Source organism: Micromonospora peucetia (genome assembly GCF_900091625.1).
Classification (GTDB): Bacteria; Actinomycetota; Actinomycetes; order Mycobacteriales; family Micromonosporaceae; genus Micromonospora; species Micromonospora peucetia.
Genome location: NZ_FMIC01000002.1, coordinates 2,145,191 through 2,158,400, shown reverse-complemented (window position 1 = coordinate 2,158,400; position 13,210 = coordinate 2,145,191). Strand labels below are relative to the sequence as shown.

General features: G+C 71.0%; 17 protein-coding genes. 9 read left to right on the top strand and 8 right to left on the bottom strand.

The window, feature by feature from the left end:
• Positions 1 to 48 precede the first annotated feature (48 nt).
• Positions 49 to 666, bottom strand: a complete 618-nt coding sequence (locus tag GA0070608_RS10110) for a response regulator transcription factor (protein WP_141719434.1) — start codon at positions 664 to 666, stop codon at positions 49 to 51.
• Positions 667 to 827: 161 nt separating this feature from the next.
• On the opposite strand from GA0070608_RS10110, the gene fdhD reads away from it, so the two are divergent.
• Positions 828 to 1,682 (top strand): formate dehydrogenase accessory sulfurtransferase FdhD, encoded by an 855-nt coding sequence (fdhD, locus tag GA0070608_RS10105; protein ID WP_091625654.1) that lies wholly within the window; start codon positions 828 to 830, stop codon positions 1,680 to 1,682.
• 71 nt (positions 1,683 to 1,753) lie between these two features.
• Here the strand turns inward: fdhD and GA0070608_RS10100 are convergent, their stop codons facing one another.
• From GA0070608_RS10100 to GA0070608_RS10085, 4 genes are all read right to left on the bottom strand, one after another.
• A complete protein-coding gene (locus tag GA0070608_RS10100; protein ID WP_091625648.1) occupies positions 1,754 to 2,251 on the bottom strand; it encodes a GNAT family N-acetyltransferase in 498 nt (165 codons plus the stop codon).
• A 31-nt stretch (positions 2,252 to 2,282) separates the two neighbouring features.
• Positions 2,283 to 2,978 (bottom strand): GAP family protein, encoded by a 696-nt coding sequence (locus GA0070608_RS10095; protein ID WP_091625644.1) that lies wholly within the window; start codon positions 2,976 to 2,978, stop codon positions 2,283 to 2,285.
• 171 nt (positions 2,979 to 3,149) lie between these two features.
• Entirely contained in the window at positions 3,150 to 3,437 is a 288-nt protein-coding gene (locus GA0070608_RS10090; protein ID WP_091625640.1) for a flavin reductase, read from the bottom strand.
• Entirely contained in the window at positions 3,434 to 3,721 is a 288-nt protein-coding gene (locus tag GA0070608_RS10085) for a hypothetical protein (protein WP_245715754.1), read from the bottom strand. The genes GA0070608_RS10090 and GA0070608_RS10085 overlap by 4 nt, the downstream gene beginning before the upstream one ends.
• 400 nt (positions 3,722 to 4,121) lie before the next feature.
• Here GA0070608_RS10085 and GA0070608_RS10080 point away from each other — a divergent pair, with 400 nt between their 5' ends.
• The gene (locus GA0070608_RS10080; RefSeq protein WP_091634780.1) at positions 4,122 to 4,865 is read left to right on the top strand and encodes a helix-turn-helix domain-containing protein; all 744 of its coding nucleotides are present in this window, start codon (positions 4,122 to 4,124) and stop codon (positions 4,863 to 4,865) included.
• Positions 4,853 to 5,047 (top strand): DUF397 domain-containing protein, encoded by a 195-nt coding sequence (locus tag GA0070608_RS10075; RefSeq protein ID WP_091625636.1) that lies wholly within the window; start codon positions 4,853 to 4,855, stop codon positions 5,045 to 5,047. Before GA0070608_RS10080 ends, GA0070608_RS10075 begins: the two co-directional genes overlap by 13 nt.
• 108 nt (positions 5,048 to 5,155) lie before the next feature.
• Here GA0070608_RS10075 and GA0070608_RS10070 read toward each other — a convergent pair whose 3' ends face one another.
• Both GA0070608_RS10070 and GA0070608_RS10065 read right to left on the bottom strand, forming a co-directional pair.
• On the bottom strand, positions 5,156 to 5,800 hold the full coding sequence (locus GA0070608_RS10070; RefSeq protein ID WP_091634777.1) for a class I SAM-dependent methyltransferase: 645 nt from the start codon (positions 5,798 to 5,800) through the stop codon (positions 5,156 to 5,158).
• Between the two features lie 167 nt (positions 5,801 to 5,967).
• The gene (locus GA0070608_RS10065; RefSeq protein ID WP_091625633.1) at positions 5,968 to 6,612 is read right to left on the bottom strand and encodes a dihydrofolate reductase family protein; all 645 of its coding nucleotides are present in this window, start codon (positions 6,610 to 6,612) and stop codon (positions 5,968 to 5,970) included.
• A 240-nt stretch (positions 6,613 to 6,852) separates the two neighbouring features.
• Here GA0070608_RS10065 and GA0070608_RS10060 point away from each other — a divergent pair, with 240 nt between their 5' ends.
• The 3 genes from GA0070608_RS10060 to GA0070608_RS10050 all read left to right on the top strand — a co-directional run bounded on the left by GA0070608_RS10060 (position 6,853) and on the right by GA0070608_RS10050 (position 9,762).
• Entirely contained in the window at positions 6,853 to 7,746 is an 894-nt protein-coding gene (locus GA0070608_RS10060) for an alpha/beta hydrolase family protein (protein ID WP_091625628.1), read from the top strand.
• A gap of 102 nt (positions 7,747 to 7,848) precedes the next feature.
• Positions 7,849 to 9,144, top strand: a complete 1,296-nt coding sequence (locus GA0070608_RS10055) for an AAA family ATPase (RefSeq protein ID WP_091625624.1) — start codon at positions 7,849 to 7,851, stop codon at positions 9,142 to 9,144.
• Positions 9,145 to 9,150: 6 nt separating this feature from the next.
• On the top strand, positions 9,151 to 9,762 hold the full coding sequence (locus GA0070608_RS10050; RefSeq protein WP_091625619.1) for an RloB family protein: 612 nt from the start codon (positions 9,151 to 9,153) through the stop codon (positions 9,760 to 9,762).
• A gap of 46 nt (positions 9,763 to 9,808) precedes the next feature.
• Here GA0070608_RS10050 and GA0070608_RS10045 read toward each other — a convergent pair whose 3' ends face one another.
• On the bottom strand, positions 9,809 to 10,849 hold the full coding sequence (locus tag GA0070608_RS10045) for a DUF4192 domain-containing protein (protein WP_091625614.1): 1,041 nt from the start codon (positions 10,847 to 10,849) through the stop codon (positions 9,809 to 9,811).
• Between the two features lie 148 nt (positions 10,850 to 10,997).
• Between GA0070608_RS10045 and GA0070608_RS10040 the strand changes: the two genes are divergently transcribed.
• Genes GA0070608_RS10040 through GA0070608_RS10030 form a run of 3 tightly spaced genes read left to right on the top strand, consistent with a single transcriptional unit; the run spans position 10,998 to position 13,207 of the window.
• Complete coding sequence (locus GA0070608_RS10040; protein WP_091625611.1) at positions 10,998 to 11,912, top strand: fructosamine kinase family protein; 915 nt, start codon at positions 10,998 to 11,000, stop codon at positions 11,910 to 11,912.
• A complete protein-coding gene (gene moaA / locus GA0070608_RS10035) occupies positions 11,909 to 12,922 on the top strand; it encodes a GTP 3',8-cyclase MoaA (RefSeq protein ID WP_091625608.1) in 1,014 nt (337 codons plus the stop codon). Before GA0070608_RS10040 ends, moaA begins: the two co-directional genes overlap by 4 nt.
• Before the next feature lie 3 nt (positions 12,923 to 12,925).
• The gene (locus GA0070608_RS10030; RefSeq protein WP_091625603.1) at positions 12,926 to 13,207 is read left to right on the top strand and encodes a MoaD/ThiS family protein; all 282 of its coding nucleotides are present in this window, start codon (positions 12,926 to 12,928) and stop codon (positions 13,205 to 13,207) included.
• Positions 13,208 to 13,210 lie beyond the last annotated feature (3 nt).

Below are 13,210 nucleotides of genomic sequence, written 5' to 3'. Positions count from 1 at the left end.
CATCACCGCCACGCCGGCCTGGTCAGACGAAGCCCGCCGCCGGAAGACCTAGGCGGCAGGCTCAAGTCCGAATGTCATCGCGACCCGGGTCAGCCCAGCCTTGTTCACCGCGCCCGTCTTCTGTCGCAGCCGGTGGGTGTAGGTGTCGACCGTGGATTTGGACAGACAGAGCCGACGGGCGATCTGCTGGTGGGTGAGGCCCTCCGCGACGAGCCACAGCACCTCCCGCTCCCGGGTGGTCAGCGCGGGCGGGGCGCCGTCGCTGACCTCGGCGGTGGCTTCGGCCAGCAGCGCGATCCGCGCGGAGCCCGCGAGGTAGAGGTCACCCCGGCCGGCGGCGTGCACCGCCGCCAGCAACGTGGCCTCGTCGACGTCCCGGTCCAAGTAGGCGAGCGCGCCCGCGCTCATCGCGGCACGCACCCGCGACGGCTCACGGCACGTTCCCAGGACGACGAAGGCCAGCCCCTCGGGCCACGGCGGGTCGGTGTCCAACTCCGGGTAGCAGTGACCCGTGACGACGACCGTGGGCACGTCCCTCAACCCGGCGACCGACTCCACCGAGGAGAACACGCCGGCCACGGTTACCCCGTGGGCTCGTTCGAGGGCCTCGACGACTCCACGAAAGGTCAGCGACCTGTCGTCCACAACAGCGACCGTAACGGTCATGGCCCATCCTCTGGTCATACTTTCTGCGGGCGGTGCCACCGTACGGCCGGCGGCGTACACGGCACGTACATCGTGGATACAGGTGGTCGGCGGGAGCCCCACCAGCGATCTCGGCCCTGGTAGCCGCGCGGCGGACCGGGCACGGGGTGCAGGATGGCGGGATGGGACGGGCGACTGACCGACGCGGCGTGCTCCGCATCGACCTCGACGCGACGGCCACCGGCCGCACCTCGGTACGCCGGCAGGACAGCCTCGCCGTGGAGGAGCCACTGGAGATCCGGGTCGGTTCGGCCGGTCCCGGCCGGCGGCGGCCCCTCGCGGTGACCATGCGTACGCCGGGTGACGATCTCGACCTGGCGATCGGCTTCCTGCTGACCGAGGGGCTGATCCGCTCCGCCGACGACGTGCACACCGCGCAGCTCTGCGCCGGCGCGGAGACGCCCAACACGTACAACGTGGTGGACGTGGTGCTGGCGCCCGGCGTGCCCGAACCCGCCACCGACGCGGCCCGGAACTTCTACACCACCAGCTCATGCGGGGTGTGCGGCAAGGCGAGCATCGACGCGGTGCGTACCCGATCGGTCTTCGCGGTGGGCGACGACCCACTGACCGTGCCGGCGGCGGTCCTGACCGCGCTGCCGGACCGGCTACGCGCGGCGCAGCGCGGCTTCGACCGTACGGGCGGCCTGCACGCGGCGGGCCTGTTCACCGCCGACGGCGACCTCGTGGTGCTGCGCGAGGACGTCGGCCGGCACAACGCCGTAGACAAGGTCGTCGGCTGGGCGGTCCGCGAGCGGCGGCTGCCGCTGGCCGGGCACGTCCTGCTGGTCTCCGGGCGGGCGAGCTTCGAGCTGGCCCAGAAGGCGTGGATGGCGGGGGTGCCGCTGCTCGCGGCGGTCTCCGCGCCGAGCACCCTGGCGGTGGAACTGGCCGAGGAAGCCGGGCTGACCCTGGTCGGCTTCCTACGCGGCAACACGATGAACGTCTACGCCCGTCCCGAACGGATCACCACCTGATCCACCGGCCTGGGGGTCGGCCCGCTGCGGAATGCTCGCGCTAATGCGATCCAGGCACCGCCTCGGACGTGTCACGAGGCGCGCGGCAGCGCGAGCCAGTCCTGCCAGGTGATGTCACGGCCCAGATGACGGGGCTGCTGGAAGGGCCAGTCGGCGGCGATCCACTGCGGCACCAGCGCGTCGAGCGCGCGCTCCGCCTCGCCGCCGACCAGGTCGTCCACCACCCACCAGGAGACCTCGCCGTCGGAGCCGGTGCGCTCGGGCGGGTCGATGTAGACGCAGCCGAGGATCGCCGTCTCCTCCTCGTCCAGCAGCGCGTAGTTGAACGACTGGTGCGCGGCTATCTCCTTCTCGTGCCGCAGCAGGTCGATGCGGTCCTCTTCATAGGTCATCGTCTCCTTGGGCCAAGCCCAGGCCGGGCCGAAAATCTCCCACAAGCGCTCTCGGGAGCCCATCACGGCGGGGTAGTCGAGTGCGGTGTCCGCCTCCCGGATCGGCCGCAGGTGAAGCGCGGTGCTGGGCACGGGCACGTAGACGGGGTGAACGAAGTCGTCAGGCAGCCAACTCATGGGGGCCGAGGCTACAACCAGGCGGCGGGTCCTAGCCGAACAGCTCCAGCCGGAACGCGGCGTCGCGGGCCAGCAGGAAGCCGGCGATGCCGAGAATCCAGCCGAGCATGCCGCCGGACTTCCGCATGATCCAGGCGTTGAGCCGGGCCAGCACCGGCTCGACCAGCCTCGGCCAGGCCACCCGCGCCGCCAGCAGCACCACCGCCGGCAGCACCATGACCAGGCAGTAGCCGGCGAGCAGTCCCACCATCTCGGCCACGCCGATCCCCGAGGTGGTCAGCAGGCCGACCGCGCCGAGGTACGGCAGCATCGTCGCCACCTCCGCGAGCGCGGCGAGCAGTGCCAGCCCGATGAGCCAGCGCGCCGAGGAGTCGCCGGCGGTGACCCGGTCCCGCCAGCGCAGCACGCCGCCGGACTTTCCGGTTCGCTTGCCGTCGTAGCGGAAGCTGAGCACGAACAGCCCGACCCCGAGGGCGAGCTGCGCCCAGAGCACCGGCCGGTTGTCCATCGCCCCGCCGAGGACGTCGGCCAGCCGGCTGCCGCCGAGGGCCAGCACAAGCCCGACAGCGAAGTAGAAGACGGCGATCGTGCCGAGATAGACGAAGATCCGGCGGGCATTGACCGTCCCGGGTGCGAGCAGCAGCCAGACCGGGATGAAGAGCGTGCCGATGCTGGTGCTGTCGACCAGAGCCAAACCGGCGAGCGACAGCAGCAGTCCGACGCTCATGCGAGGCTTCCGGTGAGTGAGGGCACGAGATCATTCTCTGCCGGCGTCGGCGCTGTCGACTCGCCCCACGGAACGAACGTCCGCTACATCTTTCGACGGAGTCCGACCTGCACCGGCGGTCGGCGCGTTCGGGCTGTACCGGCGGTCGGCGCGATCGGGTTGTGCCGGCGGTCAGCGCACCTCGGGCTCGACGGGGCCGCTGAGGTAGGGCTGTCCCCGGGGTGTCGCCCAGTGCAGGAAACGCTCGGCCAGGCGGTCGGGTGGCGTCCCGCAGTCCAGCTCGGCGAGCTGCTCGGCGGCCTCGGCCTGAAGCGTCGCCAGGTAGACCAGCAGGGCGGGTCGGTTCTCGCGATACTCGCCAAGAAGGCGGAGCTTCGCCGCTGAACAGGGCCAGGCAATCCCGCACCCCTGGCAACGCCAGGTGGGGCGGGAGGGCAGGTGGACGCGGCTGCGGGTCATACCGTGACCCGCCGACGGGGAAGCGGGCGGCGGAGGGCCGGGGCCGCGGGGACCGGAGGCGTCGTACGCCAACGCACCCCCTCGTACAGCACGTACAGCGAACGCCGGTCCACGGCGTCGCCATGCGCGTTCAGCTCGTAGACGTCCATCCAGCACCAGCCGTGGTACGTGTGCCAGTCGACCAGCAGGCGGATGACGCGGACGGTGATCGGGCGGACGAACTGCGGGCTCGCCGACCGGGTCAGGTGCAGGACGTCACCGGACCTGATCTCTCGCGGGTTCACCGAGCAGGCCCTGCGTTGCGGCAGGCTGCCCAGCGCGACGCGGGCGTTCGGTTGATCCGGCCCGGGCCCCGGTACGGCGGGACGAAGGGACCGATCGGCCTCGGTACGACCGGACGGGCCGGCGGTGTCGTCGGCGTGGGTTTCGGGTCTGGTTTCGGTGGCGGCTGGCCGTCCGGCAACGTCTTCCCCCTTGTCCAGCGGGCTTGTCCATCGGGTGGAGGAGGGGGCCGCCCCGGATGCTCGCCCAGCGGCGGCCCCCTCGTCGGCACGACCGGCGGGCTTGGGGATGCCTCCACCGGCTCACGCCGTCTACAAAGAACCTTGCCCAGGGTTGCCAGACAGTGACACCACGTAGCAGTCTGTACCTCAATCATTCGGGACGTTCGTGTGAGGGATGGGGATGAACCGGGCGGTACAGGTAGCGATGGCGAAGGCCGGTCAGACTGCGGAGAGCCTTGCAGCTCAAGTCGGTGTCGATCCGAAGACAGCAGCGCGGTGGGTGAGCCAGGGACGAATCCCGCAGACTCGACACCGTGCCCAGGTCGCCGAGATTCTCAACAAGGACATAGAGGAACTCTGGCCGGACGCGCTGAAGCGTCGCGAGCCCGCCTGGTTCAGACCGTGGACGGAGATTGAGCGCGAGGCATCAGGGCTGCGGTGGTTCGAGTCGGCTGTTCTTCCTGGCCTTCTTCAAACCGAGGAATACGCTCGTGCCGTCCTCAAAAGTGGGCCGCTGATGGCTGACGCGGAAGCCTATGTCGACGCCCGGCTACGCCGCCAAGCCGCCGTGCTCGAACGCCCGCGGCCTCCCCTCCTGGTCTTCGTGATCGACGAGGCTGCACTCCGGCGGGGAGATCCCGAGGTCATGCAACCGCAGCTCGATCACCTGATCGAGCTTGCCCGCCGTCCGAACGTCCTGGTTCATGTGCTTCCCCTCAACGCTGGGCTGCATCCCGGTCAAGCCGGACCGTTCATCATCGCCAGCACGCCGGACGGCGAGGTCGGCTACCTGGACGACCAAGCCGCAGGCCGCCTGACGAATGACGTTGCTCCGCTCTGGGCGGTCTGGGATACCGTGAGGTCGGTCGCGCTGCCGCGAGACCAAACCATCGACCTGTTGAGAGCGCGATCATGGATGACCTGACCGCCGCCCAGTGGCGCAAGAGCACCCGCAGCAGCTCGAACGGTGGCGCGTGCGTCGAGGTCGCCGACAACCTTCCTGGCGTCGTCGCCGTACGCGACTCGAAGGACCCGGCCGGGCCGGCGCTCACCTTCGCGCCCGAGGCGTGGCGCGCGTTCGTCGCTGAGGTGGCCGAGCGGGCCTGACCGCCCCAGGAACAGCCACGGCGTCCCCGGGACGAAGACGGCGGCTCGGAACCGCCGTCGGCCAAACAGACACGAAGTCGCCACTCTGGCCGGCAGCGGTTGGGGCGGCTAGGGGTGCCAGCGGGCGAAGAGGATTCCGCCGAGCTTGCTCTCCGGCGAGCTCACGACCGTCTCTGCTTCGACGGTGAACCCGGCCGCGCGCAGCCAGGCCGCCATGCGGGCGGGCCGGCGGCGGTGGACGTGGACCTTCATGGGGTGGCCACCGTAGCCCTGGGTCTTCAGCTGCGACTCGTCGCCGACGTGGAAGCTGAGCAGCAGCGGGCCACCGGGGCGCAGTACCCGCCGGAAGTGCGCGAAGACCGAGCTCACCTCGTCGTCCGGAACGTGGATGAGCGAGTACCAGGCGACCACGCCCGCGACCGAGGCGTCAGCGAGCGCGAGGTTGGTCATGGAGCCCACCTCGAACCGCAGGTGGGGATGCTCTCGGCGAGCTATCTCGATCATCACCGGGGAGAGATCGATTCCGAAGGCGTCGATGCCGTGTCCATGCAGATGGGCGGTAATGCGTCCGGGTCCGCAGCCGACGTCGGCGACCGGTCCTCCACCGGCGGCCCGCACCAGCTCGGCGAAGAGCGCCAGGGCCGCTCGTTCGTGGGGCGCGTCGGCCAGGAGGTCGCGCACCAGCTCCACATAGTCGGCAGCAACGGTGTCGTAGGAATCCCTGGTTTCCGCCAGCCAGCCCGTACTGTCCACGTCCGGCACCCTAGGCCTGTCGGGGGCCGCCTGGCTGCCGCCGCCGGCCGGCATCGCGGTGCTGGGCTACGACTTGCGCCCCGGATGAACCGCCACGACGTACCGTCGAGCACCCAGGCCGACGATGCGGCGGCGGCTCTCCCGGACCCACCTGGCGCGGGGCGTCTTCAGTCGTCGCGTCCGGCACCGCGATCGGGTGCGCTCATGTCTCCCGTCCCGGGCGTGCCATCGGCGAGCCCGTAGCGCAGGTACACGGTGCCCTTCGGACTGGCTACCGGCGGCTCGAGGAGCGTGACGTTCGTGGGCACCGCGCCACCGTCGAACACCTTCTTTCCGACGCCGAGCACGATCGGGTGCACCCAGAGGTCGAGACGGTCGAAGAGTTTCTCGCGCAGGAGGGTCTGCACCAGGTTCAGGCTCCCGACGACCTTGACGTGCTCGTGCCTGTCACGGATTTCGCGCACCGCGTCGGCCAGATCCGGGCCGAGCTGCGTGGACCCGGCCCACGAGAGGTCGGGTCTGCCGCGAGAGGCCACGTACTTCGGGACGCTGTTGAAGAGCGTGGCGATCTCGTTGTCCTCGCCGCCCTCCTGGTACGGCCAGTAGGCGGCAAAGATGTCATACGTCCGCCGGCCGAGCAGGAGGGCGTCCGTGCCCTCGTACGCGGCACCGACCTGCGCCCCGGCGACCTCGTCCAGCAGGGGCGCCTGCCAGCCGCCGAACGGGAACCCCGCCGGGTCCTCCTCGGGGCCGCCGGGTGCCTGCCCGACGAGGTCGAGGGTGGTAAACAGCTCGATGTGGATGAGGCCCATGCCCTACTCCCGATGAGTTGGTTGTCCCGGTCGGGAGGTAGACCTGTGGCGCCGACGGGACGCCGCACCAGCACTCCCCGCTCACGATAAATCACAGATCGCGTCCAAGCCGGATGGCTGGCCTGTGCCCACCGCCACCGCAGGCCACCGGCGCGATCTACGGCTGTGGCGACAGGGCTGTCGAGAGCGGCCCGGCTGCGGGAGCCGCGCCGGCGGCTGGCCGGTGGTTGACTGACCGGCATGGAGACGAGCGTGGGCGAGCAGCGACTGCCCGCCATCCTGAACCTGCCGGCGGGGCCGCCCCGGGGAGCTCTCGCCGTGCTGCACGGCTCCCACCATGACACGCGGCGGTACTTCCTCTACGAGCACCTGGGCCGGCTGCTGCCGCCGGCCGGCATCGCGGTCCTGCGCTACGACCGGCGTCCCCGGGTCAACGCCCGCGACGTGCCGCTGACCGACCAGGCCGACGACGCGGCGGCAGCCCTGGACGTGCTGCGCGGGCAGGTCGGCGACGTCCCCGTCGGGCTGTGGGGATTCAGCCAGGGAGCCTGGGCTGCGGCGCTGACCGCCATCCGACACCCGGTCGACTTCCTCGTGCTCGTCGGATGCAGCGGGGTCAGCCCCGCCCGGCAGATGCGGTACGGCACCGCCGAGCAACTTCGCCGCCACGGGTACGGCGACGCCGACCTCGCCGAGCTGGACCGACTGCGGGGAGTCGCAGAGGCGTACCTGCGGGGCCAACTGTCCCGCTCTGTCGCTCAGGCGGAGCTGGACGCGGCCGTCGAGCGGCCCTGGCTTCCGTTGGCGTTCCTGCCGCGCGAGGTGGCAGAGCCCGGTGCCTGGGTCGACATGGACTTCGATCCGGAGCCGGTCTTCGCGGCGCTGTCCTGCCCGGTACTGCTCTGCTACGGCGAAACCGACGCCTGGACGCCGATCGAGGAGAGTCTGACGGTGTGGCACCGGGCCGCCCGCGTGGCGGAGCTGACCATCGTCCGGCTCGCCGGCTGCGACCACGCGCCCACCGTCAACGATGTCGAGGACCTGGCCGCGATCAGCCCACACTACGAGCATGTCCTGCTCTCCTGGCTGGACCGGCACCTTCCCGCAGTCAGCAGGCTGCCGCGAGCTGTCTGAGGCTCCTGCCCACCTCCTTCATGCAGGAAGAGGGCGGATTTCGTCGCGATTCGACAAAGTGTCGAGGATGTCGGCTGCTGGCGAGTGGGATAGCGTGGACTCGTGCTGATCAGGTTCGGGGCCAGCAACTACCGCTCGATCGCCGCAGGGGTCGAGCTGTCGCTGGTGGCTGTGGACCACGATCGGGAGGCAGCCCGGGAGCAGCCCCACCTTGGGGAGAGCCTCCTGACGCTGGCTGCGGTCTACGGGCCGAATGCGTCCGGCAAGTCGAACGTCGTCGGCGCGCTCGCCTGGCTGCGCGACGCGGTGAAGGACTCGATTCGCTTCTGGGAGGACGACATTCCGCTGGAGCCCTTCGCCTTCGGGACAGGGCCGACCGAGCCGAGCGAGTTCGTCATCGAAACTACGGTCGGCGGCGTGCGCTTCGAGTACGTCCTGGAGATCGGCACCGGCCAGGTCCTGTATGAGGGCCTCTTCCATTATCCGGAGAAGAAGCGCCGCAGGATCTTCGAGCGCGAAGGCTCCAACTTGAAGCTCCAGCGCGGCCTCGGAGCATTGTCTGGCACCCGTGAACTCCTCACCGAGCGGACGCTGGCGCTGTCTGTCGCACGACGCTTCGATGAGCCACTTGTTTCGGAGTTCGCCAACGATCTGTTGCGCATTCAGGTGCTCGGCCAAGTGCCGCGACGAACACTCTTCCCCAATTGGCGAGCGATGCAGCGCTTCTTCGGCACGGCGGACACGACCCACTGGTTCGATGGCCAGGACAACGATCAGCACTCGCTTTCCCCCCGGGAGGAGGGAAAGTGGCCCACCTTGAGCAGGCGTGAACAGGCGCTGGCGCTACTACGCCTTGCCGACCTCGGCATCCAAGATGTCGTCATCGACGAGCAGGAGATTCCCTTTTCCAGCTCCGGCGAGACCCGAACCCAACGTCGGCTACGTCTTGTCCATCGGTCCGGCGGTAACTCCGCACCGCTCGATTTTTCGGCCGAGTCAGAGGGAACGAAGACGTGGTTCGGGTTGATCGGCCCGGTGCTGACGGCGCTGCGATCCGGGTCGATCGTCATTCTCGACGAGTTTGACGCCGGCCTGCACCCGACGCTGTCCGCGGAGCTGCTACGAGTCTTCCAGAGTCGGGTCACGAATCCGTACGGAGCACAGCTCATCTTCACCTCCCACGACACCAGCCTGCTCAACCATCTGAACCGGGACGAGGTCTGGCTCACCGAGAAACGGCTCGACGGCTCCACCCGGCTCGGCGCGCTCGCCGAATTCGCCGGCGAGCGGGTACGCAAGTCACAGAACCTGGAGAATGCCTATCTGCATGGTCGATTCGGCGCACTTCCCCAGGTTGATCAGACGGAGTTCCTACGAGCGCTCGGGTTGATCGGCTGACCGGCGATGAGACAACGACGCCGCGAGTCGAAGCCCCTCAAACGCACAATCGCCAGCCGTCGAGAGCTACGCACGGTCGTCGTGTTCTGCGAGGGCAAGAACTCCGAGCCCGACTACGTCAACGGGTTGAAGAGGTTGCCCGAGATCGCGGACAACACCGCCCTGAACCTGGAGATCCACCCCGAGCAGGGCGTCCCACTCACTCTGGTGAGGATGGCGGCCGACCGGCTCGCCGACCCGGAGGTGGACGAATGCTGGTGCATCTTCGACACCGAGTGGCCGAAGAACCATCCGAACCTGTTCGAGGCCCGGCAGCTCGCCCAGGTCAAAGGAATCGGTCTGGTCATCTCGAACCCGTGCTTCGAACTCTGGCTCATCCTGCATCATCGCGATTTCGCCAAGTTTGCCAGCACCGCCGAGGCGGAGAGCATGAGTCGCAAGCTCGACGGCCGGACGGGAAAAAGCATCGACAGCGCCGTCTACATGCCACGACGGAAGCAGGCGGCCCGCCGAGCCGAACGTTTGGAGCAACTACACACGCGCAACGGCACCGCCTTCCCCGACGACAATCCGTCCTCCGGGATGCATCACTTCCTGCGGGCACTCGAGCAGCGGTGACGGCCGCGTCAGCGGAGCCCTACGCCGGCCGGAACAGCGGGCCAGGTCAGCGGAGGCCACGCCGGGCCCGCCTGCGGCGTAGTACTCCGGGCGTTCCCCCTGCCGGCCAGCCATCCAGCTCGGACGGTGGCACGCCGCGGCGCAGCAGGTCGTCGAGGAGCAGCGCCAGCGAGTGGCCGGGATGCTCGGCCAAGGCCCGTTCCAGCGCCACCGCAGCCAGTGCCCCCTGTCCCGCCCGCCACGCCGCGAACGCCAGCAGCGCGGCCGGAGCGGCGGTCAGTTCCGGCTCGGCCCGGCGCAGCACGTCTGTCCAGAGCGCGACGTCCGCGTCCCGACCGTCGGTGCGCGCCCAGGCGTGGTCACGGACCGGCTCCCGGGTCAGCAGCACGCTCAGCCAGGCCACCTCGCCGTCGGTGAGCCGCTGCTCCCGCCGGTGCCGGCGCAGCGCGGTGCGTACCGCCGCCGCCCCGGCCGCACACAGCGCCCGCTCGCCGCACGGATCCGACGCGGACGCCTGGTCGAGCAGGTCCGCCAGGCGCCGCTCGGCGCGGGCGGTGGCCCGGCGTACGGCCGAGCGGGCCGGACCGGTCACCGGGGCGACCTGCGCGACCAGGGCGGCCCGGTCGGGCAGGGCCACCTGACCGGCGAAGACGGCCGCCGCGCTGACCTCGCTGGCCGCGACGTCGTAGGGCCTGCCGTCGGGCGGGCAGCACTCCGGCTCCGTGCAGACGTACGACCAGTAGCGGCCCTCGGTCACGCGGAGGGCGTCGAGGACGGAGAGCCCGGCGGCGGCCAGCGCGGCGCGTACGGCGTCGACCGCCGGGGTGACCAGGGCTGCCGGGCCGTAGCCCAGCACCGTGGCGGCCTCGGCGTGCTGCCGGGCGACGACGCCCGCCAGGTGGCCGGCGGGGTCGTGCGGGTCGGCGAGGTCGGGCAGGTCGGCACGGGCGGCGAAGGTGATCCGGCGGTCCCGCATCGCCACCACGACGACGCTGTCGGTCGGGTGGAAGCCGAGCAGGTAGGGCACGGCGGCGATGAGGTCGGCGGGGGAACGGACGGCGAGCCGGGGGCGATCGGTCGGGGTCATGCCTGGCAGCCTGCGACGGGAACGAACCGACCGGCGACCCCTGTGGATGACACGCGGCTTATCCACAAACACGGACAGTATTCCCCCAGCTCACGCCGATTCTCGATCCGACGGCGTCGGTTCGGCGGGCGGGGGCTACCTTGCCGTCATGGATCTGGCGTACCTGCGGGCGCACCCGGAGCACCTGCCGACCTTCCTGACCCACCAGCGGATCCGGGAGACACCGGTCTCCGGCGGGGACATCTGCGCCGCGTCCCGGCTGACGCTGGACGACGGGCACTCGGTCTTCACCAAGACCTGGCCGGAGACCGCCGGTAGACCCGTGCCCGAGGGCTTCTTCGCCGCCGAGGCGGCTGGGCTGCGCTGGCTCCGCGAGGCCGGGACGGTCGCCGTACCGGAGGTGGTCGTGGCGCTGCCCGAGCTGCTCGCGCTGGAGTGGGTCGACCCCGGCGAGCCGACGCCCGAGGCGGCCGAGCGGTTCGGCCGGGAGTTGGCCGGGCTGCACCGGGCCGGGGCGCTGGCCTTCGGCGCCGGGTGGGCCGGTTTCATCGGGGCGCTGCCGGCGGACAACACGGCCTACCACGGCCCCTGGTCGGGTTGGTTCGCGCGGACCCGGCTCGCACCGTACCTCCGGATGTCGGTCGACGACGGCGCGCTCACCGGAGCCGAGGCCGGGCTGGTCGAGGAGGTCGTGGAACGGATCGGCGAGTTCGGCGGGGACGAGCCACCGGCCCGGATCCACGGCGACCTCTGGCCGGGCAACCTGCTCTGGGGCGCGGACAACCGGGTCTGGCTGGTCGACCCGGCGGCGCACGGCGGGCACCGCGAGACCGACCTGGCGCAACTGGCGCTCTTCGGCGGCGCGCCGCACCTCGACCGGATCCTCGCCGCCTACGCGCAGGAGTGGCCGCTGGCCGACGGGTGGCGGGAGCGGGTGCCGCTGCACCAACTGCACCTGATGCTCGTGCACACCGCTCTGTTCGGCGGGGCGTACCGCGATGCGGTCGGCCGCCTCGCCCGGTCGGCCCTGGACGGGCTCGGGCGCGCTACCGTCGATGGGTGACCGCCGCCACGCCGACTGACAGCGTCCTCGCCGACCGGTACGGCCGCGTCGCCCGGGATCTGCGCGTTTCGCTGACCGACAAGTGCAACCTGCGCTGCACCTACTGCATGCCGGCCGAGGGTCTGCCCTGGCTGGCCGGCCCGCAACTGCTCGGCGACGACGAGATCGTCCGGCTGATCGGCGTCGCGGTACGCCTGCTCGGCGTGACCGAGGTGCGGTTCACCGGCGGGGAGCCGCTGATCCGGCCCGGTCTGGCCGGCATCGTGGCCGCCGTGGCGGCGCTGGAGCCGCGTCCCCGGATCTCGCTGACCACCAACGGCATCGGACTGGACCGGCTCGCCCCCGCGCTGCGCGCCGCCGGGCTGGACCGGGTGAACGTCTCGCTGGACACCCTGGATCCGGAGCGGTTCATCCGGCTCACCCGGCGCCCACGCCTGGCGGACGTGCTGGCCGGGCTGGCCGGGGCCGCCGCCGCCGGGCTCACCCCCGTCAAGGTCAACACTGTGCTGATGCGTGGCGTCAACGACGACGAGGCGCCGGAGCTGCTCCGCTTCGCCCTCGCCCACGGCTACGAGCTGCGGTTCATCGAGCAGATGCCACTGGACGCCCAGCACGGCTGGGACCGCGACACCATGGTCACCGCCGACGCGATCCTGGCCTCCCTGCGTGGCGAGTTCGACCTGACCCCCGACCCGGTGGAACGCGGCGCGGCCCCGGCCGAGACCTGGCTGGTCGGCGGCGGCCCCGCCCGGGTCGGTGTGATCGCCAGCGTCACCCGGCCGTTCTGCGGCGACTGCGACCGCACCCGGCTCACCGCCGACGGGCAGGTCCGCGCCTGCCTCTTCGCCACCGAGGAGTCCGACCTGCGCGGCGCCCTGCGGGCCGGGGCGGACGACGACGAGCTGGCCCGGCGCTGGCGGGCCGCGATGTGGGGCAAGCGGGCCGGGCACGGCATCGACGACCCGGCCTTCCTCCAGCCTGCCCGGCCGATGTCCGCGATCGGAGGCTGACCCGTGACAGCACCGACACCCCCGCCCCGCGCCGAGCAACCGCCGCTGACCGTCCGCTACTTCGCCGGGGCGCGGGCCGCCGCCGGCCGGACCGAGGAGACCGCATCCGCCGGCCGCCGCCTCGACGAACTCGTCGTGGAGCTGACCGAACGGCACGGTGAGCGGCTCGCCGCCGTCCTGAAGGTGGCGAGTTTCCTGGTCGACGGCGTGACCTGTCATGATCGGCGGGCACCGCTACCTGCCGGGGCCACGATCGACGTCCTGCCGCCCTTCGCGGGCGGCTGAGGA

What these genes read in the sequence shown, in the direction of transcription:
- GA0070608_RS10110 (WP_141719434.1), bottom strand. Translation starts at nt 666, where the DNA reads ATGACCGTTACGGTCGCTGTTGTGGACGACAGGTCGCTGACCTTTCGT.
- fdhD (WP_091625654.1), top strand. Translation starts at nt 828, where the DNA reads ATGGGACGGGCGACTGACCGACGCGGCGTGCTCCGCATCGACCTCGAC.
- GA0070608_RS10100 (WP_091625648.1), bottom strand. Translation starts at nt 2,251, where the DNA reads ATGAGTTGGCTGCCTGACGACTTCGTTCACCCCGTCTACGTGCCCGTG.
- GA0070608_RS10095 (WP_091625644.1), bottom strand. Translation starts at nt 2,978, where the DNA reads ATGAGCGTCGGACTGCTGCTGTCGCTCGCCGGTTTGGCTCTGGTCGAC.
- GA0070608_RS10090 (WP_091625640.1), bottom strand. Translation starts at nt 3,437, where the DNA reads ATGACCCGCAGCCGCGTCCACCTGCCCTCCCGCCCCACCTGGCGTTGC.
- GA0070608_RS10080 (WP_091634780.1), top strand. Translation starts at nt 4,122, where the DNA reads ATGAACCGGGCGGTACAGGTAGCGATGGCGAAGGCCGGTCAGACTGCG.
- GA0070608_RS10075 (WP_091625636.1), top strand. Translation starts at nt 4,853, where the DNA reads ATGGATGACCTGACCGCCGCCCAGTGGCGCAAGAGCACCCGCAGCAGC.
- GA0070608_RS10065 (WP_091625633.1), bottom strand. Translation starts at nt 6,612, where the DNA reads ATGGGCCTCATCCACATCGAGCTGTTTACCACCCTCGACCTCGTCGGG.
- GA0070608_RS10060 (WP_091625628.1), top strand. Translation starts at nt 6,853, where the DNA reads ATGGAGACGAGCGTGGGCGAGCAGCGACTGCCCGCCATCCTGAACCTG.
- GA0070608_RS10050 (WP_091625619.1), top strand. Translation starts at nt 9,151, where the DNA reads ATGAGACAACGACGCCGCGAGTCGAAGCCCCTCAAACGCACAATCGCC.
- GA0070608_RS10045 (WP_091625614.1), bottom strand. Translation starts at nt 10,849, where the DNA reads ATGACCCCGACCGATCGCCCCCGGCTCGCCGTCCGTTCCCCCGCCGAC.
- GA0070608_RS10040 (WP_091625611.1), top strand. Translation starts at nt 10,998, where the DNA reads ATGGATCTGGCGTACCTGCGGGCGCACCCGGAGCACCTGCCGACCTTC.